This window comes from Dactylosporangium siamense (assembly GCF_016862795.1).
Lineage (GTDB): Bacteria > Actinomycetota > Actinomycetes > Mycobacteriales > Micromonosporaceae > Dactylosporangium > Dactylosporangium siamense.
Genome location: NZ_BONQ01000099.1, coordinates 31656 through 52900 on the forward strand (window position 1 = coordinate 31656; position 21245 = coordinate 52900).

The window sequence follows — 21245 nt, forward strand, 5'->3', positions numbered from 1 at the left end:
TTGTGGCAAAGGTCCTGGTCACCGGCTCGGCCGGCTTCATCGGTGGTTACGTCGTCGAGGAGCTGCTGTCCCGCGGCTACCAGGTGGTCGGCCTGGACAACTACTCGAAGTACGGTCCGGTCACCCGTAGCTACGACTCGCACCCCGACTACCGGTTCGTCGAGGGCGACGCGCGTGACGTCGACCTGGTCACCGAGCTGCTCGACGGCTGCGACCACTTCATCGCCGGCGCGGCGATGATCGGTGGCATCTCCTACTTCCACGCCTACGCCTACGACCTGCTCGCCACCAACGAGCGGATCATGGCCTCCTCGTGCGACGCGGCGATCAAGGCGAACCGCGACGGCACCCTCAAGAAGATGACCTACCTGTCGTCGTCGATGGTGTTCGAGTCGACCACGCACTGGCCGTCGAAGGAGGGCGACGAGCGGCTCGTGCCGCCGCCGCTGTCGTCGTACGGCTTCCAGAAGCTGGCCGTGGAGTACTACGCGAAGGCCGCCTGGGACCAGTACAAGCTGCCCTACACGATCGTGCGGCCGTTCAACTGCGTCGGCGTCGGTGAGGGCCGCGCGCTCGGCGAGGTCGAGGTGCTGTCCGGCAACGTGAAGCTGGCGATGTCGCACGTCGTGCCCGACCTGGTGCAGAAGATCGTCAAGGGTCAGGACCCGCTGCACATCCTCGGCGCCGGTGACCAGGTCCGCCACTACACGTACGGCGGTGACCTGGCCAAGGGCATCATCGCCGCGATGGAGCACGAGGACGCGACCAACCAGGACTTCAACATCTCCACCGCCGAGTCGACCACGGTGCTGGAGCTGGCCGAGGTGATCTGGAAGAAGATCAAGGGCGCCGACGTGCCGTTCAGCGTCGTGTCCGACGACCCGTACGAGTACGACGTGCAGAAGCGCGTCCCGGACGTGTCGAAGGCCAAGGAGATCCTCGGCTACGAGGCCAACACCTCGCTCGACGAGATGCTCGACGAGGTCATCCCGTGGGTGACCCAGGCCGTCAAGGACGGCAAGCTGTAAGGCCCGGCAACTCCGGCGGGCGCCTCGCATCACGGTGCGGGGCGCCCGTTCGTTTGACCCGACGTGACCGTTCTTCGCTGGGCCTTCCCGGTGTTCGTCGTCATCAACCTGTCGCGGGGCGGCTTCAACAGCGTCTGGGCGGAGGACGGGCAGGAGTTCCTCACCGACGCGCTCACCCTGCCCTGGTTCGAGCCGTTCGCGACGCCGTTCAACGGCTACTTCCACACCCTGGCCCGCGCCTGCTTCGCGCTCATCGCCCTGTTCCCCGTGCCGTGGGCGGCGGCGCTGAACGCCGGGACCGCCGCCGTGCTCACCGCGGCGCTCGCCTGTCTCGTCGCGGCCGCCGCCCGGGACCGGCTCGGCACCGCGGCGGGCCTGGTCATCGGCGCGAGCGCGGCGGTGCCGATGGGCTACGCGCCGAACACCCTGGCCCAGCTGCAGTTCCCGCTCGTGTACGCGGGGCTGTGGATGCTGCTGTGGACGCCCTCGACCCGGGCCGCCCGCGTCGTCGCCGTCGCGCTGCCGGGCCTGGCGGCGCTCAGCTCGATGCTCGGGCTGCTGCTCGTGCCGGTGGCGCTGCTGCGAACGGCGCGACGGCGGGACCGCGACTCGGTGCTGCGCGCCCTGGCCCTGCTGCCCGGTGCGGCGCTGCAACTCGGGTCGTTGCTGCTCGGCGCGTCGCGGCGGGACGTCGGGGAACAACCGGACCTGGACCCGTTCTCCGTCGCCGGGACCTACCTGCGCTGGGGGGTGCCGCGCTCGTTCCTCGGCGACGCGTGGCTGGCCGAGCCCGTCACCGACCCCGTCGGGCACCGTGGCCTCATCCTGCTCGGCCTCGCCGTGCCGGTCGCGGTCGTCGTCGCCGCCCTGCTCCGCGGGACGTCCCAGCAGCAGTGGCGGCTCGCCACGTTCCTCGCCGGGTTCGCCGCTTTCGCCGGGGCGTTCCAGCTCGCCGTGCACGGCGTCCCCGAGAGCCGCTACCTGGTGCTGATCGCCCTGCCGAACATCGCCGCCGCGGTCGCCCTCGCCGGGTCCGCCGACCCGCCGGGCAGGAGCGTCCCGTTTGTCGCGTTGGCGACACTCGTGGCCGTCGTCGGCATCGCCAATCTGCGACCGGGCGGCTACACCGCCACCCTGCCACGCTGGGACACGACCGTCGCCGGGGCGCGCGCGCAATGCCAAGCGGAGCCACGTTTGCGGAGGGTGACGGTCCACACCGCACAGTGGCCGGTGCTCGGCTGGAAGGCCGTCCTTCCCTGCGACCGGCTTCGCTGACAGTGTTCAACATCGCGTCGCTGGAAGGTCCGCCCGCGTTGGGCAGGCGTTGCGGCGAGGTGACGTTCGGGAGAGACTCGGCGTCTGAGTGGCATCGAGGAGTGGAACAGTGGTGGTGAGCACCTGGCCGGCCGCGCCGTTCGGCCGCGCTGAACTGCTGGCCCACGCCCGCGAGCGGCTTACGGGCGGCGGCGGGGTGCTGCTCCACGGCCCCGCCGGGATCGGCAAGTCCACCATCCTCGACGCCATCGCCGGCGGCGAGACCGACGCCCTCGTGCTGCGCGCCGCGGCCGCCGAGGCCGAGGCCGACCTGCCCTACCTCGCGCTCGTCGACCTCTTCGACGGCGCCCCCGACGCCGCCGAGCACCTGCCACCGCACCTGCGGGCCGCGCTGGACGGCGCCCTGCTCCGCAGCGCGCTGCCGGCGACCCCGCACGACCAGCTCGCGGTGCGCCTCGCCGTCCTGGAGCTGCTGCGCGCCCTCGCCACGGAACGCGCCGTGCTGCTCGTCCTCGACGACGTGCAGTGGATCGACGAGCCCAGCGCCGAGGTGCTGCGGTTCGTCGCCCGCCGGATCGGTGAGACGCCGGTGCGGATCCTCGCCGCCGAACGCGTCCCCGACGGCGACCCGGCGACCCGCCTGGACCTGTGCCCGCCGCCGGGCACGACGCTGCCCGTGCCGCCGCTGCCGGAGAGCGACGTGGCCGACCTGCTGCGCGCCCGGTTCGGTGCCGAGGCCGGCCGGGCGCACCTGCACCGCATCTACGAGGCCAGCGCCGGCAACCCCCTCTACGCCGTCGAGCTGGGCCGGGCCCTGGGCACCACGCCGTTCCCCACCACCGACCCGCTGCCCGTCCCGGACCGGCTCCGTTCCCTGCTGACCGCGCGGCTGGCCGCGCTGCCCGCACCCGACTGGCCCGCGCTGCTGGTCGTCGCCGCCGCGGCCCGGCCGAGCCTGGCGCTGCTGCGGCGGTGCGGCCTCGCCGAGCACCACCTCGACGCGGCCCTCGCGTCGTCGGTGCTGGACGTCGACGGCGACGGTGCGATCCGCTTCAGCCACCCGTTGCTGCGGGAGATGGTGTACGCCGACGCGACGGTCGCCGCCCGGCGCGAAGCGCATGAGCGGCTCGCCGACACCGTCTCCGACCCGGTCGACCGGGCCAGGCACCTCGCCGCGGCCCGCCCCGAGCCCGACGAGGCCCTCGCGGAGTGCCTCGCCGACGCCGCGTCCGCCGCCCGGCTGCGCGGCGCCCCGGCGATGGCCGCCGACCTCGCCGCGCTCGCCGCGGAACGCACCCCGCGCGACACCCCCGGCGTCGGCGCGGTCCGCCGGCTCAGCGCCGCGCAGTACGCGTACGCGGCCGGCTCGCCCGTCGACGCCCGGCGGCACGCGACCGCCGCGCTGCGCGACGCCGCGGACCGGCGCACCCGCATCGGCGCCCGGCTGCTGCTGGTGGAGATGTCCGGCGAGGACCACTCCAACTCCGGCCCGCTGCTGGACGCCGCGTTCGTCGAGGCCGTCGACACCCCCGACCTGCTCGCCCACGTGCGGCTGTACAAGGGCGTCAAGGCCTACTACGACGGCGACGGTGAGGGCGCCCTCGCCGAGCTCAAGCGCGCCGAGGAGGCCGCCGAGCTGTGCGGTGACATGGAACGCCTCGTCGAGGTGCTCAGCTGGAAGGGCAACATCCTGCTCGGCACCCAGGGCGACGAATACCTCGAGCGGGCCGGGAAGCTCGCCCGCGGGCTGTCGCTGACCCCGGCGACGGTCGCGGCCCGGCAGGTCGCCGCGATGAGCCGGCTGTTCAAGGGCGAGACCGCCGAGGCGGTGCGCCGCATCGAGGCGCTGCGCATCGCCGTGGAGCGGGCCGGCACCGTGCGTGACCTGGCCTCCGTGCTGGTGTCCGTGGCCGGCGTCTACTGGCGGGCCGGCCGCTGCGCCGACGCGGTCGCCGCGGGCCGCGAGTGCGTGCGGCTCTACGTCGACGTCGAGACCACCCCGGGCCCCGGCTACCTGGTCGCCGCGCTCGCCGAGAGCGGTGGCGGCACCGCGACCGCCGCCGCCGGCTACGCCGAACGCGGCCTCGCCGCCTGCCTCGCCGCCGGCGACGAGGACTGGATCAAGCTCGCCTACGCCGCGTCCGGCCTCGTGCACGTGCTGCGCGGCGACCCGGTCGCGGCGGCCGAGGCGATGCGCGAGGCGTACGCCCTGGACCAGCGGCTCGGCCGGCTCGACCCGGGCGTCCTGCCGTGGCACGCCGACTTCATCGAGGCGCTCGTCGGTGCCGGCGCCCGCGCCGAGGCCGCCGAGGTCCTCGAAGAGGTCAACAAGCACGCCCGGCACCTGGACCGCACCATCGTTTTCCTCGGCCTGGCCCGGGCCCGGGCGGTCCTCACCGCCGCCACCGGCGAGGCCCGCGAGGCCGCCGAGACGCTGCACCGGGCGATCGAGGAGTGGCAGGACCACCCGTACCCCCTCGAGGTCGCGCGGGCCTACTACACGCTCGGCGGCCTGGAGCGCCGCGCCCACCGCCGTGGCGCGGCCCGGGCGGCGCTGTCGGAGGCGGTGCGCCGGTATGCGGCCGCCGAGGCGCACCCGTGGCGCGAGGTCGCCGCGGCCGACCTGGCCCGCCTCGACGGCGGCCGCGGCGCCGGGCTGTCGGAGACCGAGCGGCGGATCGTGGAGCTGGTGCGCGCCGGCGCCACCAACCGCGAGATCGCCCGCGCGCTGTTCCTGTCGATCAAGGCGGTCGAGGCGAACCTCACCCGGCTCTACCGGCGGCTCAACGTCCGCAACCGCGCCCAGCTCGCCCGGGTCCTCGACCCCGAGTAGCTCACCCGCCAGATCCCTCGATCCGACCGATCCGACCGATCCGGGTGAGCGCGATGTGAATCGCCGCCCGGGGCGGTGATGCGCGCCGCAATCCGCTTGAAACACGGCGATGCATAGAGATACAGTGCAACGCATGGGAATACGAGTCGCTGTCGCCGGTGCGTCCGGGTACGCGGGCGGGGAGCTGCTCCGGCTGATCGCCGGGCATCCCCACCTCGACCTGGCCGTCGCCACCGGGTTCGCGCAGGCCGGATCGAGGATCGGCGCGGTGCACCCGCACGTGCGCTCGCTGCGGGACGTCGTGCTGGCGAAGACCGAGCCGGACGTGCTCGCCGACGCCGACCTGGTGTTCCTGGCGCTGCCGCACGGTGAGTCCGCGGCCCTCGCCGCGCAGCTGCCGGACACGGTGAAGGTCGTCGACATCGGCGCCGACTTCCGGCTGCGGGCCGCCGGCGACTGGACGAAGTACTACCCCGGCGCGCACGCCGGCACCTGGACCTACGGCCTGCCCGAGCTGCCCGGCCAGCGGGACCGCATCGCCGCGTCGAGCCGGGTCGCCAACACCGGATGTTATGCGGTGTCGGTGACCCTGGCCCTCGCGCCGCTGATCGCGGCCGGGGTCGCCGACCCCGAGGACGTCGTGGTCGTCGCCGCGTCCGGCACGTCCGGCGCGGGCCGCTCCGCGAAGGTGCACCTGCTGGCCTCGGAGGTGATGGGGTCGCTGTCGCCCTACAAGGTGGGCGCGCACCAGCACGTGCCGGAGATCAAGCAGGCGACCGGGGCGCGCACGCTGTCGATGACGCCGGTCCTGGCGCCGATGCCCCGGGGCATCCTCGCCACCGTGACCGCCCGGCCGCTGACCGACGCCGACCCGCGCGAGGTCCTCGCGGCGGCCTACGACGGGGAGCCGTTCGTGCAGGTGCTGCCCGAGGGGCAGTGGCCGCACACGGCGAGCACGTTCGGGGCGAACGCCGCGCACCTGCAGGCGACCGTCGACGCCGACAGCGGCCGGATCATCGTCGTGTCCGCGATCGACAACCTCGTCAAGGGCGCCGCCGGACAGGCCGTGCAGAACGCCAACCTGATGCTCGGACTGCCGGAGACGGCCGGGCTCACCGCCGATGGGATCGCGCCATGACCGTCACCGCTCCGAAGGGTTTCCGGGCCGCTGGTGTCGCCGCCGGGCTGAAGGCGACGGCGGGCGCGCTCGACGTGGCGCTCGTCGTCAACGACGGGCCGGACTGGACCGCGGCGGCCGTGTTCACCGGCAATCGGATCAAGGCCGCGCCGGTGCTGTGGAGCCAGCAGGTGCTGCGCGCCGGCATCGTGCGGGCCGTCATCCTCAACTCCGGCGGCGCCAACGCCTGCACCGGGCCGGCCGGCTTCCAGGACACCCACGCCACCGCGGAGCACACCGCGGCCGTGCTGTCCGGGCGGGCGTCGCGGTTCCCGGTCGGCGCCGGCGACGTCGCCGTGTGCTCCACCGGCCTCATCGGGGAGCGGCTGCCGCTGAAGAAGCTGCTGTCCGGGGTCGACGCCGCCGCCCGCGGGCTGGCCCGGGACGGCGGGGCGGCCGCCGCGACCGCCATCATGACCACCGACACCGTGTCCAAGACCGCCGTCCACAGCGGGCAGGGGTTCACCGTCGGCGGGATGGCCAAGGGCGCCGGGATGCTCGCGCCGGGCCTCGCCACGATGCTGGTGGTGCTGACCACCGACGCCGTCGCCGACGCGGACGTGCTCGACGCCGCGCTGCGGGCCGCGACCCGGGTCTCGTTCGACCGGATCGACTCCGACGGCTGCATGTCGACCAACGACACGGTCCTGCTCATGGCCAGCGGTGCGGCCGGGATCCAGCCGACCCCGGAGGAGCTGACCGAGGCCGTCACCGCCGTCTGCGCCGACCTGGCCACGCAGCTCATCGCCGACGCCGAGGGCGCCACGAAGGAGATCGCGATCGAGGTCACCGGCGCGGCCGGTGAGGACGACGCGGTCGAGGTCGGCCGGTCGATCGCCCGCAACAACCTGGTGAAGACCGCGTTCTTCGGCAACGACCCCAACTGGGGCCGGATCCTGGCCGCGATCGGCACCACGGCGGCCGTGTTCGAGCCCGACGAGGTCGACGTCGCCATCAACGGCGTGTGGATCTGCAAGGGCGGCGCCGCGGGGGAGGACCGCTCGAAGGTCGACCTCAGCGCCCGCGCGGTCACCGTCACCGTCGACCTGCACGCCGGCGACGCCACCGCCACCGTCAGGACCAACGACCTGTCGATGGGCTACGTGCACGAGAACTCGGCATACTCGTCGTGAACGGCCCGGAGCGCAGCGGAGTGGCCGTTCACCGGCAGGCGCAGGGTGGTTCGCGGCGCCGCAGCGAAGCGGAGGCGTCGTGAACGGGCGCAACCTCGGGATCGCGCTGGGCAAGGCGAACACGCTCATCGAGGCACTGCCGTGGCTGGAACGGTTCTCCGGCTCCACGATCGTGATCAAGTACGGCGGCAACGCCATGCTCGACAACGAGCTGAAGCGGGCGTTCGCCGCCGACATGGTGTTCCTGCGGCACGTCGGCATCAAGCCGGTCGTCGTGCACGGCGGCGGCCCGCAGATCTCGGCGATGCTCAAGCGGCTCGGCATCGCCAGCGAGTTCAAGGGCGGCCTGCGGGTCACCACCGCCGAGACCGCGGACGTGGTCCGGATGGTGCTCGTCGGGCAGGTCGGCCGGGAGCTCGTCGGGCTCATCAACGAGCACGGCCCGCACGCGGTCGGCATGTCCGGTGAGGACGCCGGGCTGTTCACCGCGGTGCGGCGGCCCGCGATCATCGACGGTTCGCCGGTCGACATCGGCCAGGTCGGCGACGTCGAGCACGTCAACATCGGCGCCGTCACGGACCTCATCGCGGCCGGCCGCATCCCGGTCGTGTCGACGGTCGCGCCGGACGCCGACGGCGTGCTGCACAACCTCAACGCCGACACCGCCGCCGGGGCACTGGCGATCGCGCTCAAGGCGCGCAAGCTCGTGGTCCTCACCGACGTGGAGGGGCTCTACGCCCGCTACCCGGACCCGGCGTCGCTGATCTCACAACTGACCGCGGACCAGCTCGCGGACCTGCTGCCGACACTGGAGTCGGGCATGGTGCCGAAGATGGAGGCGTGCCTGCGCGCCGTCAAGGGCGGGGTGCCGGCCGCGCACGTCGTCGACGGCCGGGTGCCGCACTCGCTGCTGCTGGAAGTCTTCACATCGGAGGGGTTCGGGACCATGGTGGTGGCAGGATGACGCTGGTTGCGCGCTTCGAGGCGTCGGTGATGAACACGTACGGTCCGCCGTCGCTGGGACTCGTCAGCGGCAGCGGGTCCGTGGTCGTCGACGAGGCCGGACGCTCCTATGTGGACCTCCTCGGCGGGATCGCGGTCAACCTCCTCGGCCACGCCCACCCGGCCGTCGTCGCGGCCGTGACCGGGCAGATCTCCACGCTCGGGCACGTGTCGAACCTGTTCGCCTCGCCGCCGGTGGTCGCGCTCGCCGAGCGGCTCCTGGACCTCGGCGGGCGGCCCGGGGCCGTGTTCTTCGGCAACTCCGGCGCGGAGGCGAACGAGGCCGCGTTCAAGCTGTCCCGGCGCACCGGCCGGACGAAGATCGTCGCCGCGCAGGCCGGGTTCCACGGCCGCACCATGGGCGCCCTCGCGCTCACCGGGCAGCCCGCGAAGCAGGACCCGTTCCGGCCGCTGCCCGGCGAGGTCGTGCACGTCCCCTACGGTGACGTCGCCGCGCTCGAGGCCACCGTCGACGACGCCACGGCGATGGTGCTGCTCGAACCGATCCAGGGCGAGTCGGGCGTCGTCGTCCCGCCCGCCGGCTACCTCACCGCCGCCCGGGAGATCACCGCCCGGCACGGCGCGCTGCTCGCCCTCGACGAGGTGCAGACCGGGATCGGCCGGACCGGGTACTGGTTCGCCCACCAGGCCGAAGGGGTCCGCCCCGACGTCGTCACCCTGGCCAAGGGCCTCGGCGGCGGGCTGCCGCTCGGCGCGATGATCGCCTTCGACGACGCGGCCACGCTCCTGGGCCCCGGCATGCACGCCTCGACGTTCGGCGGCAACCCGGTCTGCTGCGCCGCCGCCCTCGCCGTGCTCGACACCATCGAGTCCGAGCACCTCCTCGACCACGTGAAGCAGCTCAGCGAACGGATCCGCCGCGGCGTCGAGGCCCTGGACCATCCCCTCACCAAGGAGGTCCGCGGCGCCGGGCTGCTCCTCGGCATCGTCCTGCACGGCCCGGCGGCGGGAGCCCTCGCCGCCGTGCTGCGCGACGCCGGGTTCCTCGCCCAGGCGGCCCAGCCGGACGTGCTGCGCATCGCCCCGCCGCTGATCCTCACCGACGGGCAGGCCGACGCGTTCGTCGCCGCGCTCGGCCCGGCCCTGGACGCGGTGCAGGCCTGATGGCACACCACCCGCCCCGGCACCTCCTCCGGGACGACGACCTGACCCCGGCCGAGCAGGCCGAGGTCCTGGACCTGGCGGCGGCGATGAAAGCCGACCGGTACGGGCACAAGCCCCTCGCCGGGCCGAAGGCCGTCGCCGTCATCTTCGAGAAGCAGTCGCTGCGCACCAGGGTGTCGTTCGAGGCCGGCATCGCCGAGCTCGGCGGCACCCCGCTCATCATCGACGCGCTCAGCACCCACTTCGGGCGCGGCGAGGACATCGGCGACGCCGCGAAGGTCCTGTCCCGCTACGTCTCGGCGATCGTCATCCGGTCCAATGCGGACGCGCGGGTCGCGGAGCTCGCGCGGCACGCGACGGTGCCGGTGGTCAACGCGCTCACCGACGGCTTCCACCCGTGCCAGCTGCTCGCCGACCTCCTCACGGTCCGCGAGCGGCTCGGTTCGACGCAGGGCCGGGTGCTCACGTATCTCGGCGACACCGCGAACAACATGGCCAACTCCTACGCCCTGGCGGGCGTCACGGCCGGCATGGCGGTGCGCCTGAGCGGGCCGGCCGGCTTCGAACCGGACCCCTCGATCCTGGACGCCGCCCGGTCGCGGGGGTCCGTCGAATGGGTCCCGGACCCGGCGGACGCGATCAAGGGCGCCGACGTGGTCGTCACCGACACCTGGACGTCGATGGGGCAGGAGTCCGACGGGCTCGACCGGATCACGCCGTTCCGGCCGTATCAGGTCAACGCGGCGCTCATGGCGGGCGCGCCCGAGGCGATCGTGCTGCACTGCCTGCCCGCGCACCGCGGCGACGAGATCACCTCGGAGGTCATGGACGGGCCGCAGAGCGCGATCTGGGACGAGGCGGAGAACCGGCTGCACGCGCAGAAGGCGCTCCTCGCCTGGTTGCTGGCGTGAGCGGGGTGGAGCGCGCTCATCGCGGGGACACCAGAGCAGGCATCGTGAGCCGCGGCGCGGCGCGGGCGGCGTCGTGAGCACACCCGTTTCGAAGGCGGCGCGGCACGACCGGATCGCGGGGCTGATCCGCGGGTCGGCGGTGCGGTCGCAGACCGAGCTCGCCGAGCTGCTCGCCGCCGACGGGATCCAGGTGACGCAGGCGACGCTGTCGCGGGACCTGGAGGAGCTGCGGGCCGTGAAGGTCCGCGGCGAGTACCTCATCCCGGAGGACGGCGAGCGGGCGCTGCGCCCGGCCGAGGAGGCGCCGACCCGGCTGATCCGGCTGCTGCGGGAGCTGCTGACCGGCGTCGACTGCTCCGGCAACCTCGTCGTGCTGCGCACCCCGCCCGGCGCCGCGCAGTTCCTGGCCAGCGCGATCGACCGCACCGGCCTGCCGGACATCGTGGGCACCATCGCCGGCGACGACACCATCATGGTCGTCGCCCGCGAGGCACCCGACCCGCACGGACGCCCGACGGCCGGGGAGGTCCTCGCGGCGAAACTCACCGAATGGGCGCATCTCGACGGCCCGTCGAAATAACGCGATCTTGCACATGGAAGGATCGTCGCGTGGCAACTTCGTCTTCTGAGTCCCCGACCCGCCTCTGGGGCGGCCGCTTCGCCGGCGGCCCGGCCGAGGCGCTCGCCCGGTTGTCGGTGAGCGTCCAGTTCGACTGGCGGCTCGCGCCCTATGACATCGCCGGGTCGCGGGCGCACGCGCGGGTCCTGGCCCGGGCCGGGCTGCTCGACGCCGAAGAGCTCGGCCGGATGCTCGCCGCCCTCGACGACCTCGAGTCGGCGTGCGCCGCCGGGGACTTCCGGCCGACCGTCGACGACGAGGACGTGCACACCGCGCTGGAGCGGGGGCTCCTGGAGCGGCTCGGCGCGCTCGGCGGGAAGCTGCGCGCCGGCCGGTCCCGCAACGACCAGGTCGCCACCGACCTGCGGCTGTACCTGCGCGACCACGCCCGCGGGGTGGCCGCCCGGATCGTGGAGCTCGCCGACGCGCTCGTCGAGCAGTCCGCCCGGCACGTCGACACGCCCGCGCCGGGGTTCACGCACCTGCAGCCGGCGCAGCCGATCGCGTTCGGCCACCAGCTGCTCGCCCACGTGCAGGCGCTGCTGCGGGACCTGGACCGGCTGCGGGACTGGGACGTGCGGGCCGCGGTGAGCCCGCTCGGCGCCGGCGCCCTGGCCGGGTCGTCGCTGCCGCTCGACCCGGCGCAGGTGGCGAAGGAGCTCGGCTTCACCTCGGCCGCGGCGAACTCCATCGACGCCGTCTCCGACCGGGACTTCGTCGCGGAGTTCCTGTTCATCGCGGCCCTCACCGGCGTGCACCTGTCGCGCCTCGGTGAGGAGGTCGTGCTGTGGACGACCCCGGCGTTCGGCTGGGTGCAGCTCGACGACGCGTTCGCGACCGGGTCGTCGATCATGCCGCAGAAGAAGAACCCCGACATCGCCGAGCTCGCCCGCGGCAAGTCCGGCCGGCTCATCGGCCACGTCGCCGGTGTCCTGGCGATGCTGAAGGGCCTGCCCCTGGCGTATGACCGGGACCTGCAGGAGGACAAGGAACCCGTCTTCGACGCGGTCGACACGCTCCAGCTGGTCCTGCCGGCCCTCGCCGGCATGATCTCCACGATGACGGTCCGGGTCGACCGGCTCGCCGAGCAGGCACCGGTCGGCTACACCCTCGCGACCGAGGTCGCCGAGTGGCTGGTCCGGCAGGGAGTGGCGTTCCGCGACGCGCACGAGATCACCGGCAAGCTCGTCGTCATCGCCGCGGCCCGCGACATCGGCCTCGACGAGGTCTCCGACGAGGACCTGCTCGCCGTCAGCCCGCACCTGACCCCGGACGTCCGGTCCGTGTTCTCCGTCCCCGGTGCCCTCGCCGCGCGGACCACCCCGGGCTCCACCGGACCCGGGCCGGTGTCCGACCAGCTCGCCGTCGCCGCCGACAAGCTCGACCGTTGGCGGTCCTGGTCCGCGGAGTCGGTGCTACCGTCCGAATGATGCGACGTGTGACACAGGACGTCCTCGGCGACGCGTCGGTGCTGCGGGTCGTCGAGGTCGACATCCCGGTGCCCGGCCCGACGGAGATCCTGGTCGAGATGCACGCCGCGGGCGTCAACCCGGTCGACTGGAAGGTCCGCGCCGGCGGCGGTGTCCTGGGCGTCCCGCCGTTCACCGTCGGCTGGGAGCTGTCCGGTGTCGTCGCCGCCACCGGCACCGGCGTGACCCGGTTCGCCGTCGGCGACGAGGTGTTCGGCATGCCCCGCTTCCCCGGTGAGGCGGCCGCCTACGCCGAGTACGTCACCGGACCCGCCCGGCAGTTCGCCCTCAAACCGCTCAACCTGAGCCACGAGCAGGCCGGCGGGCTCGCCCTCGCCGGCCTCACCGCCTGGCAGGTCCTCGTCGAGACCGCCGGGGTCCTCGAAGGGCAGCGGGTGCTGATCCCGGCGGCGGCCGGTGGTGTCGGGCATCTCGCGGTCCAGATCGCGAAGTGCCGCGGCGCGTATGTCATCGGCACGGCGTCAGCCCCGAAACACGACTTCGTGCGGTCCCTCGGCGCCGACGAGGTGCACGACCACCGCGACGGTGACCTCGCCCCGGTGAAGGACATCGACGTGGCCGTCGCCACCGTCGCCGGGCAGATCCCGGCCCTCGCGGCGACCCTGGCCCCGCAGGGGGCGCTCATCGCGCTCAACGGCGTCGACGCCGACGCGGTCACCGACGCCGGCGGCGTGTTCCTGCTCGCCGAGCCCGACCGGGCCGGCCTGGAGCACCTGAGCGCCCTCGTCCTCGACGGCCGGCTCACCGTCCACGTCGACCGGGTCTTCCCGCTCGACCTGGTCGCGGACGCGCACCGCTACGGTGAGCTCGGCCGCACCACGGGCAAGGTCGTCCTGATCCCCTGACCGGGCCGCCGTCAGTGCCCGGTGGCGTAGTGCAGGATCACGTTGTGGATGTGCTGGGTCTTCTCGACCCCGCGGACCTCGATCTCGAAGATGTGGGCGCCGACGTGCACGGCGATGTTGCCGCTGCTGAAGAAGCTGCCGGCCCACGACTTGTTGCTCACGATGGAGACCGCGGTGACCTTCGCGTAGGGGATCGACGTGAGGGCCAGGCGCTTGCCGACGAACGACTTGTCCTGCAGGATCACCCGGCGGTCGGTGAGGCCGATGAACCCGGTGCCGATGCCGACCGCGTCGTAGACGGCGATGATGGTCTCGCCGGGCAGGAGGCCGGACACGATCTGCTCGTACTGCTCGCGACGGTCGTACTTCACCTGTTGTGCCATACGTCCAACGTAGACGGACCCCTCAACCCGGGCCCTGGCACGCATGGTTCATCCTGGATGGCACACCCCCCGAGGAGGACCCGTGCCGATCCTGTTCCGCAAGGCGATGCGCTTCGGCCCACTGGTGCTGAACTTCACCCCGAAGGGCCTGTCCTCCTGGGGGCTGAAGATCGGCAAGTGGTCGTGGAACTCGAAGACCAGGGCGCACCGCTACGACCTGCCCGGCCCGTTCTCGTGGCGCAGCCGCGGCCGGCGCGGCGGCAGCTGAACGCCCGCTACCGCACGTCCGGACGGACCGTCCCGGTGCTGAAGACCCGCACCGGGACGTTCACCGTGCCCGGGTCGACGCTCCACTGCGCCGCGACCCGGTGAACGTCGCCGTCGTCGACCAGCTCGCCGAAGGACCGCTCCAGGTCCGACGCCTCGCCCAGCTCGTCGATCTCGCCCTCGGCCGAGGCGAACGAGCGCAGCAGGTCACCGTCGCGGGCGCGCTGCCACCGGTACACCTGCAGCCCCCGATGTGACGAGAAGAACTGCACCTCCGTGCCGAGGGTCGCGGACAGCCCCGTCACGTCCGGCCGGTCCTTCAGCAGCGCCATGCCGAGGACCAGGACCCACCCGTCCAGCTGCGGCGTCACGATCACCCGGTCGTCGGTGAAATACGCCAGGTCGACGCCGGAGCGCCAGTCGACCTCGCCGAGCTCGGTGAGCCCGAGCGCCGCCGCGGGATCCCGGTCGCGCACGGCCAGCCACGCCATCTTCTGCACGCCTCGACGCTACCCGTTGACATCCGCCCGGCGAGGTTGCATGGTTCATTACATGAGTAACGAACCGACGAACCACGCCGATGGATGACGGACGGCCGATCTTCCTGCAGATCGCAGCGCAGATCGAGACGTCGATCGTCGACGGCACGCTGCCCGAGGAGGCACAGGTCCCGTCGACGAACGAGCTCGCGGCCTTCCACCGGATCAACCCCGCCACCGCGGCCAAGGGCGTCAACCAGCTCGTCGACGACGGCGTGCTCTACAAGAAGCGAGGCATCGGCATGTTCGTCTCCTCCGGCGCGCAGGCCAAGCTCCGGCAGCGCCGCAAGGACCAGTTCGGCGAGCAGTACCTGCAGCCGCTGCTGGCCGAGGCGGCCAAGCTCGGCATCCACCCGGCCGAGCTCAAGACGATGATCGACCGCTACCTCGGCGCCAACAAGGAGCAACGATGACCCCGGTCGTTTCCGTGCAGGACGTGTCGAAGCGCTACCGATCCGTGGCCGCCGTCGACGGCGTCAGCTTCGAGCTGCTCCGCAACGGCATCTACGGCCTCCTCGGCCGCAACGGCGCCGGCAAGACCACCCTCATGCAGCTGCTCACCGGCCAGCAGTTCGCCACCGGCGGCACCATCCGCGTCTTCGGCGCCGACCCCGTCGAGAACAGCCAGGTCCTCAAGCAGGTCGCCTTCGTCAAGGAGAGCCAGCGCTACCCGGACACGTTCCGGGTCCGCAACGTCCTGCTCGCCGGCCGGCTGCTGTTCCCCGACTGGGACGAGGCGTTCGCCCGTTCGCTGGTCGCCGACTTCGACCTGCCGCTCGCCCGGCCCGTGAAGAAACTGTCCCGGGGCATGCTGTCCGCGCTGGGTGTCGTCGTCGGCCTGGCCTCCCGCGCGCCGCTGACCTTCTTCGACGAGCCGTACCTGGGCCTGGACGCGACGTCGCGCCAGCTGTTCTACGACCGGCTCCTCGCCGACTACGCCGAGTTCCCGCGCACCGTCGTGCTCTCCACCCACCTCATCGACGAGGTCAGCGACCTCATCGAGCACGTGCTGCTCATCGAACGCGGCCGGATCGTCCTGGACGAGGCCGCCGACACGCTGCGCGGCCAGGTCGTCACCCTCACCGGTCCGGCGTCGGCCGTCGACCAGCTCATCGTCAACACCGACGAGCTGCACCGCGAGCACCTCGGCCCGCTCACCCGCGCCACCGTGCGGGGCGACGTCCCCGCCGGCCGCGCCCGCGAGGCCGGCGTCCAGCTGGAGCCCGTGTCGTTGCAGCAGCTCGTCGTCCGCATCACCGCCCGGGAGGCCGTCTCATGAACCGTGTCCTCGCCGTCGCCCGCCTGCAGGCGGTGGGCCGCCGCGACGGGCTGCTCTGGCCCCTCGTGATCCTCGGCATCGCCTTCGCCGTCAACCTGTTCGTCTTCGGCTCCATGGGCGACGAGATCGGCGACCGGCCCGTCACCGGGGGCCTGGCCAGCGTCTACATCACCGGCCTGGCCTTCGGCGCCGTCGCGGTCGCCCAGCAGTTCCCGTTCGCCCTCGGCCTGAGCGTCACCCGGCGCGAGTTCGCCATCGCGCTCGGCCTGTTCACCCTCGCCCAGACCGCGATCTACGCCGTGCTGCTGGTCGTCCTGCAGGCCGTGGAGCACGCCACCGACGGCTGGGGGCTGCGGCTGCGGTTCTTCGGCCTGGGCCTCATCGACGGCTACGGGGTGCCGACCCAGCTGCTCATCTACGGCGCGCCGATGCTCCTGATGAGCCTCATCGGAATCACGCTCGGCACCGTCTACGTGCGCTGGCGCACCAACGGCGTCTTCGGCGGGATCTGCGCGGTCGTGCTCGTCCTCGGGCTCGCCGCGGGGCTGGTCACGAAGTACGGGCGCTGGCCCGCGGTCGGGGATTGGCTGGCCGACCAGAGCGCGCTGTCGCTGTTCGCCGGCTGGCCGTCCCTCGTGGCCGTGCTGCTGGCCCTGCTCTCCTGGACCGCGTTGCGCCGCGCCACCCCCTGACCACCCGCTGACCACCCGCTGACCACCCCCTGACCACCCACAGCGTTGCGGTCAGGGGGCGGGGTCGAGGCCGGCGAGGATCGAGCGGGCGCGGCGGCGGTGGTCGGCGGCGGTGACCGGGTCGGCGGCGGCGTCGTGGGCGTCGGCGAGGTGGGCCAGGACGCCGGCCTCGCCGGAGCAGTCGCCGAGCTCGCGGTACGCCCGCAGCGCGTGGCCGTAACAGGCGATCGCCTGGCGCGGGTCGCCGAGATGGTGGTGGGCGTGCCCGACGGCGTCCCAGGCGCCGGCCTCGCCGTGCCGGTCGTCGAGCGCGATCGTCTCGGTGAGCGCCTCACGGCAGCGTTGCAGGGCCTCGCGGTGCTCGCCGAGGCGGCCGTGGATCCAGCCGGTGGCGTTGAGGGCGCGGGCCCGCCAGAGCCGGTCGCCGAGCTGGTCGAAGAGCCGCAGGGCGCGGCCGGTGAGGGTGAGCGCCTCGGGGTAGCGGCGCAGGTCGTGGGCGAGCCAGCCGAGATGGTGGCCGGCGCGGGCCAGGCCGGCCGCGTCACCGAACTGTTCGTGGATCCACATCGCGGCGCCGAGGTGGTGTTCGGCGTCCTCGTAGCGGCCGATGCGGGCGTACGTGCGGCCGAGCGCGCACGCGGCGTCGCCGAGGCCGGCCCGGTCACCGGCGCGGCGGCGGGCCCGCAGCGCGGCCTCCTGGGTGGCGGCGAGGTCGTGCCAGCGGCCGCGGCGGTCGAGGTACGTGGTCGTCGCGTCGGCGAGCCGCCAGGTGTGCGCGTCGAGGCCGGCGTCCGCGGCGAGGTGCACGGCGGACAGCAGCGGGCGGCGTTCGGCGTCGAACCAGGCGAGGGCCTCGTCGCGGCCGGCGAGGCGGGTGACGACGGTGCCCGGGCGCGGGCCGGTGAGCGGCTCGCCGGTGCGGGTCGGGTCGAGCAGCCGGGCGGCGGCGTCGGCGGTGTGCAGGTAGTGGTCGAGGAGCCGGTGGACGGCGACCCGGTAGCCGGGTGCGGCGTCGTGGACGGAGGCCTGTTCGGCGGCGTACGCGTGCAGCAGGTCGTGCAGGCAGAACCGGCCGGGTGTGGGCTCGGCGACGAGGTTGGCGCGCAGCAGCTCGGCGAGGGGCGCACCCGCGGGCCCGCCGGCGAGGCTGGCGATCGCGTCGGCGCCGAGGTCCGGGCCGGGGGCGAGGCTGAGGCGGCGCAGCAGTTCCGCGGCCGGCGGCCGAAGCGCCCGGTAGGACCAGGAGAACACCGCCCGCGGGTCGCTGACCGGGTCGTCGCCGGCGATCGCGTCGAGGGTGCCGGCGGCGCGCAGGGAGCCGGCGAGGTCCGCCAGGGGCAGCTCGGGGCGGGTCGCGGCGCGGCCGGCGACGACGGCGAGGGCGAGGGGCAGCCGCGCGCAGCGGGTCACGATCTCGGCGACGGCGTCCGGCTCGGCGGCGACCCGGGCCGCGCCGAGGCGGCGGACCAGCAGGTCGCCGGCCTCGCCGGGGCTGAGCAGGCCGACGGTGACGGGCAGCGCGCCCTCGAGCGCGACGAGCGAGCCGAGCGCGTCGCGGCTGGTGACGACGGTGAGGCAGCCGGGCGCCCCGGGCAGCAGCGGGCGGACCTGCCCGGCGTCGCGGGCGTTGTCGAGCACGATGAGGACCCGCCGGCCGGCCAGGAGGCTGCGCAGCAGCGCGGCCTGCGCGGCGGCGTCGGCGGGGACGCGGGCGGCGGCGACGCCGAACGCGTCGAGGAAGCCGCGCAGGGCGTCGGACACCTCGACGGGACGGCCGCCGGGGTCGAAGCCGCGCAGGTTGACGTACAGCTGCCCGTCGGGGAAGTGCCCGGCGGCGCGGTGCGCCCAGTGCACGACGAGCGCGGACTTGCCGACGCCGGCGGTGCCGGTGACGGCGGCGACCGCGACCTCACGCTCGTCGGTGAGCAGCTTGTCGAGGCCGGCGAGCTCGTCGGCCCGCCCGGCGAAGGTGGGCACCGCCAGCGGCAGCTGCGCCGGCACCGGGCCGCCGGTCGGCGCCGCGCCGGCCGGGTCGACGGGCCCGTCGGCAGCGGCGGGGACGTCCAGGTCGGGGTCCTGGCGCAGGATCGCGGACTCGAGGTCCCGCAGTGCCGGGCCCGGTTCGATGCCGAGGTCGTCGTGCAGCGTGCGGCGCAGCCGCCGGAACGCGGCGAGGGCGTCGGCCTGGCGGCCCAGCCGGTACAGGGCCAGGATCAGCTGCCCGTGCAGCTGCTCGTCGAACGGGTGCTCCCGGGTCAGCTGCTCCAGGTCGGGCAGCAGGTGCGCGTGCTGGCCGAGGGCGAGCCGGGCCTCGATCAGGGCACGCCGCCCGCGCAGCCACAGCTGGCCGAGGCGTTCGGCCTGCTCGTCGAGCCACGGCAGCCCGCCGGCGTCGGCCAGGGGCGTGCCCCGCCACAGCTCCAGCGCGGCCTGCAGGTGCCGGGCCCGGGCGGCTGGACCGGCGGCGTGCAGGCCCGCGGCGATGAGCCGTTCGGCGACCGCGACGTCGGTGCCGTCGGCGCCCGCGTCGAGCAGGTAGCCCGGCGGGCGGGAGGTGATGGCGGCCTTGTCGTCGAGGGTGCGCCGCAGGTACGACACGTGGCTCTGCAACGCGTTGACCGCGTTCGGCGGGGCGGCGTCGCCCCACACCAGGTCGACGAGGCGGCCGGTGCTGACGACCTCGCCGGGGTGCAGGCCGAGGACCGCGAGGACCGCCTTGCGCCGCTGTCCCCGCACCGGGCGCGCGGCGCCGCCGACCAGCACGTCGACCGGACCGAGAAGTCTCACCCGCACGCCGACCGCCCCCCAACGGTTGATTGGTTCGAATCTATCGACGGTCCTGCCCGTGCGCCGCCGGGTGTCCGACTGTTGACGACGCAACCGTGCGCGGGCACGGGCGGTCCCGCACCGGGGGTGCGCGGCGGATGATCCGGATAGGTTGGACCGATGAGCGCGTTGGAGAGACTCCGGGCCGCCGCGCCCGTCATGCGTGAGGACCTTGCCGGGCTCGTCGCCGTCGAGTCGCCGTCGGCCGACCTCGACGCCCTGGCCAGGTGCGCCGACGTCGTCGCCGAGCTCGGCAAGCGGTGCACCGGGGCGACGCCGGAGCGGCTCGTCGTCGCCGACCGGCCGCACCTGCGGTGGCGCTTCGGCGGCGGGCCGGTCCGGGTCGTGCTGGTCGGGCACTTCGACACGGTGTGGCCGCTGGGCACCCTGGCCAGGTGGCCGTTCACGATCGACGGCGACCGGTGCACCGGACCCGGCGTGGTCGACATGAAGGGCGGCCTGGTCGTGCTGTTCCACGCCCTCGCGGCCCTGGCGGCCCGGTCGGATCTCGACGGCGTCGCCGTGGTGTGCAACTCCGACGAGGAGATCGGCTCGCCGACGTCGCAGGCGCTCATCGAGGACACCGCCGCCGGCGCGGCCGGTGCGCTGATCCTGGAGGGCAGCGCCGGGGGGCGGCTGAAGATCGCCCGCAAGGGCATCGCGCACTACTCGCTGCGCGTCACCGGCCGCGCGTCGCACGCCGGGGTCGCCCCGCACCTCGGGGTCAACGCCGGGGTCGAGCTGGCGCACCAGGTGCTGCGGATCGCGGCGCTCGGCGCCCCGCCGGACACGACCGTGACCCCGACCGACTCCAGCGCCGGCACGACCAGCAACACCGTGCCGGCGAGCGCGCGGCTCAGCGTCGACGCGCGGGCGTTCGACCCGGCGGAGCTGGCCCGGGTCGACGCGGCGCTGCGCGGCCTGCGCCCGGTGCTGCCGGGCGCGGAGCTGCTGGTGGAGCTCGGCCCGTCCCGCCCGGCGATGCCCGCGTCGGCGTCGGCGGCGATGTTCGCCCTCGCCCAGCGGGTCGGCCTGCGGCTCGGGCTGCCGCCGCTGGTGGGCGAGGCGGTCGGCGGCGGCTCCGACGGCAACCTCACCGCCGGGATCGGCGTGCCGACCCTCGACGGCCTCGGCGTCGTCGGTGGCAACGCGCACGCCGAGGGGGAGTGGGCCGACCTGGCCGGCCTGCCGGACCGGGCCGCCCTCGTCGCCGGGCTGGTGGACGCGATCGGCCGCGAGCCGTGAGCTCCCTGGTGGCGGGCGCGTGGGCGGCCGCCAGGGCGGCGGGGGAGCGGGCCGGGGTCGAGGTGGTCGAGGTCGCCGACGTCGGGGACCCGGCCGCGTTCGAGGACACGTCGCTGCTGCTGCAACGGGTGTGGCGGGCCGACCACCCGGCCGAGATCGCGGCGCCGGGGCTGCTGCGGACCTACGCCCACTCGGGCAACTACGTCGTCGGGGCGCACCGGGCCGGCCGGCTGGTGGGGGCGGCCGTCGGCTTCTTCGGCCGGGACGAGGCCGGTGTCCCGCACCTGCACTCGTTCGTCGCCGGGGTCGAGCCCGGCGGTCTCGGCCGGGGCGTCGGGTTCGCGCTGAAACAGCACCAGCGGGCCTGGACCCTGGCCCGGGACGTGCCGGAGGTGCGCTGGACCTACGACCCGCTCGTCCTGCGCAACGCGTACTTCAACCTGGGCAAGCTCGGCGGGCACGCGGTGCGCTACCTGCCGGAGTTCTACGGCGCGATGGCCGACGGCATCAACAGCGGCGACCTCAGTGACCGGCTGCTGCTGGTGTGGCGGCTGGCCGCCCCGGAGGCCGTCGCCG

18 protein-coding genes and 2 pseudogenes are annotated in these 21245 nt (G+C 74.1%); 17 read left to right on the plus strand and 3 right to left on the minus strand.

Annotated elements, in window-relative coordinates:
* The first annotated feature begins 2 nt into the window (after positions 1–2).
* The 11 genes and pseudogenes from Dsi01nite_RS31900 to Dsi01nite_RS31950 all read left to right on the plus strand — a co-directional run bounded on the left by Dsi01nite_RS31900 (position 3) and on the right by Dsi01nite_RS31950 (position 13438).
* On the plus strand, positions 3–1028 hold the full coding sequence (locus Dsi01nite_RS31900) for an NAD-dependent epimerase/dehydratase family protein (RefSeq protein ID WP_239136321.1): 1026 nt from the start codon (positions 3–5) through the stop codon (positions 1026–1028).
* Between the two features lie 63 nt (positions 1029–1091).
* Positions 1092–2303, plus strand: a complete 1212-nt coding sequence (locus Dsi01nite_RS31905) for a hypothetical protein (protein ID WP_203850020.1) — start codon at positions 1092–1094, stop codon at positions 2301–2303.
* 109 nt (positions 2304–2412) lie between these two features.
* Positions 2413–5136 carry an AAA family ATPase gene (locus Dsi01nite_RS31910; protein ID WP_203850021.1) on the plus strand — a complete coding sequence of 908 codons (2724 nt, stop codon included), beginning with the start codon at positions 2413–2415 and terminating at the stop codon, positions 5134–5136.
* Between the two features lie 133 nt (positions 5137–5269).
* Complete coding sequence (gene argC, locus Dsi01nite_RS31915; protein WP_203850022.1) at positions 5270–6274, plus strand: N-acetyl-gamma-glutamyl-phosphate reductase; 1005 nt, start codon at positions 5270–5272, stop codon at positions 6272–6274.
* Entirely contained in the window at positions 6271–7446 is a 1176-nt protein-coding gene (argJ, locus tag Dsi01nite_RS31920; RefSeq protein WP_203850023.1) for a bifunctional glutamate N-acetyltransferase/amino-acid acetyltransferase ArgJ, read from the plus strand. The genes argC and argJ overlap by 4 nt, the downstream gene beginning before the upstream one ends.
* Positions 7447–7525: 79 nt before the next feature.
* On the plus strand, positions 7526–8410 hold the full coding sequence (gene argB / locus Dsi01nite_RS31925) for an acetylglutamate kinase (RefSeq protein ID WP_203850024.1): 885 nt from the start codon (positions 7526–7528) through the stop codon (positions 8408–8410).
* Positions 8407–9649, plus strand: a pseudogene (locus tag Dsi01nite_RS31930) (acetylornithine transaminase); the annotation flags it as partial. The gene argB and the pseudogene Dsi01nite_RS31930, both read left to right, overlap by 4 nt.
* Positions 9642–10484: an ornithine carbamoyltransferase gene (argF, locus tag Dsi01nite_RS31935; protein ID WP_373318879.1), complete on the plus strand. Its 843-nt coding sequence runs from the start codon at positions 9642–9644 to the stop codon at positions 10482–10484. The pseudogene Dsi01nite_RS31930 and the gene argF, both read left to right, overlap by 8 nt.
* 73 nt (positions 10485–10557) lie before the next feature.
* Complete coding sequence (argR, locus tag Dsi01nite_RS31940) at positions 10558–11064, plus strand: arginine repressor (RefSeq protein ID WP_203850027.1); 507 nt, start codon at positions 10558–10560, stop codon at positions 11062–11064.
* Between the two features lie 29 nt (positions 11065–11093).
* On the plus strand, positions 11094–12533 hold the full coding sequence (gene argH / locus Dsi01nite_RS31945) for an argininosuccinate lyase (protein WP_239136322.1): 1440 nt from the start codon (positions 11094–11096) through the stop codon (positions 12531–12533).
* Entirely contained in the window at positions 12533–13438 is a 906-nt protein-coding gene (locus Dsi01nite_RS31950) for an NADP-dependent oxidoreductase (RefSeq protein WP_203850029.1), read from the plus strand. Before argH ends, Dsi01nite_RS31950 begins: the two co-directional genes overlap by 1 nt.
* Positions 13439–13449: 11 nt before the next feature.
* On the opposite strand, the gene Dsi01nite_RS31955 is transcribed toward Dsi01nite_RS31950, so the two are convergent.
* On the minus strand, positions 13450–13821 hold the full coding sequence (locus tag Dsi01nite_RS31955; RefSeq protein WP_203850030.1) for a PH domain-containing protein: 372 nt from the start codon (positions 13819–13821) through the stop codon (positions 13450–13452).
* Positions 13822–13903: 82 nt separating this feature from the next.
* Here Dsi01nite_RS31955 and Dsi01nite_RS31960 point away from each other — a divergent pair, with 82 nt between their 5' ends.
* Positions 13904–14089 carry a DUF4236 domain-containing protein gene (locus Dsi01nite_RS31960; RefSeq protein WP_203850031.1) on the plus strand — a complete coding sequence of 62 codons (186 nt, stop codon included), beginning with the start codon at positions 13904–13906 and terminating at the stop codon, positions 14087–14089.
* A 7-nt stretch (positions 14090–14096) separates the two neighbouring features.
* Here the strand turns inward: Dsi01nite_RS31960 and Dsi01nite_RS31965 are convergent, their stop codons facing one another.
* Positions 14097–14579, minus strand: a complete 483-nt coding sequence (locus tag Dsi01nite_RS31965) for a hypothetical protein (protein ID WP_203850043.1) — start codon at positions 14577–14579, stop codon at positions 14097–14099.
* An 89-nt stretch (positions 14580–14668) separates the two neighbouring features.
* Between Dsi01nite_RS31965 and Dsi01nite_RS31970 the strand changes: the two genes are divergently transcribed.
* From Dsi01nite_RS31970 to Dsi01nite_RS31980, 3 genes are read left to right on the plus strand one after another with little or no spacing between them, the layout of a single operon-like run.
* Positions 14669–15040, plus strand: coding sequence for a GntR family transcriptional regulator (locus tag Dsi01nite_RS31970; RefSeq protein ID WP_203850032.1), 372 nt, complete (start codon positions 14669–14671; stop codon positions 15038–15040).
* The gene (locus Dsi01nite_RS31975) at positions 15037–15906 is read left to right on the plus strand and encodes an ABC transporter ATP-binding protein (protein ID WP_203850033.1); all 870 of its coding nucleotides are present in this window, start codon (positions 15037–15039) and stop codon (positions 15904–15906) included. Before Dsi01nite_RS31970 ends, Dsi01nite_RS31975 begins: the two co-directional genes overlap by 4 nt.
* Positions 15903–16598: an ABC transporter permease gene (locus Dsi01nite_RS31980; protein WP_203850034.1), complete on the plus strand. Its 696-nt coding sequence runs from the start codon at positions 15903–15905 to the stop codon at positions 16596–16598. The genes Dsi01nite_RS31975 and Dsi01nite_RS31980 overlap by 4 nt, the downstream gene beginning before the upstream one ends.
* A gap of 51 nt (positions 16599–16649) precedes the next feature.
* Here Dsi01nite_RS31980 and Dsi01nite_RS31985 read toward each other — a convergent pair whose 3' ends face one another.
* On the minus strand, positions 16650–19391 hold the full coding sequence (locus Dsi01nite_RS31985) for an AfsR/SARP family transcriptional regulator (RefSeq protein WP_203850035.1): 2742 nt from the start codon (positions 19389–19391) through the stop codon (positions 16650–16652).
* A gap of 153 nt (positions 19392–19544) precedes the next feature.
* On the opposite strand from Dsi01nite_RS31985, the gene Dsi01nite_RS31990 reads away from it, so the two are divergent.
* Positions 19545–20669, plus strand: coding sequence for a M20/M25/M40 family metallo-hydrolase (locus Dsi01nite_RS31990; protein ID WP_239136323.1), 1125 nt, complete (start codon positions 19545–19547; stop codon positions 20667–20669).
* Positions 20666–21245 (plus strand): annotated as a pseudogene (locus Dsi01nite_RS31995) (hypothetical protein); the annotation flags it as partial. The gene Dsi01nite_RS31990 and the pseudogene Dsi01nite_RS31995, both read left to right, overlap by 4 nt.

Coding starts and splice junctions, on each gene's coding strand:
- Dsi01nite_RS31955 (WP_203850030.1), bottom strand. CDS start 13,821: ATGGCACAACAGGTGAAGTACGACCGTCGCGAGCAGTACGAGCAGATC.
- Dsi01nite_RS31980 (WP_203850034.1), top strand. CDS start 15,903: ATGAACCGTGTCCTCGCCGTCGCCCGCCTGCAGGCGGTGGGCCGCCGC.
- Dsi01nite_RS31975 (WP_203850033.1), top strand. CDS start 15,037: ATGACCCCGGTCGTTTCCGTGCAGGACGTGTCGAAGCGCTACCGATCC.
- Dsi01nite_RS31965 (WP_203850043.1), bottom strand. CDS start 14,579: ATGGCGTGGCTGGCCGTGCGCGACCGGGATCCCGCGGCGGCGCTCGGG.
- Dsi01nite_RS31950 (WP_203850029.1), top strand. CDS start 12,533: ATGCGACGTGTGACACAGGACGTCCTCGGCGACGCGTCGGTGCTGCGG.
- Dsi01nite_RS31970 (WP_203850032.1), top strand. CDS start 14,669: ATGGATGACGGACGGCCGATCTTCCTGCAGATCGCAGCGCAGATCGAG.
- Dsi01nite_RS31990 (WP_239136323.1), top strand. CDS start 19,545: ATGAGCGCGTTGGAGAGACTCCGGGCCGCCGCGCCCGTCATGCGTGAG.
- argJ (WP_203850023.1), top strand. CDS start 6,271: ATGACCGTCACCGCTCCGAAGGGTTTCCGGGCCGCTGGTGTCGCCGCC.
- argC (WP_203850022.1), top strand. CDS start 5,270: ATGGGAATACGAGTCGCTGTCGCCGGTGCGTCCGGGTACGCGGGCGGG.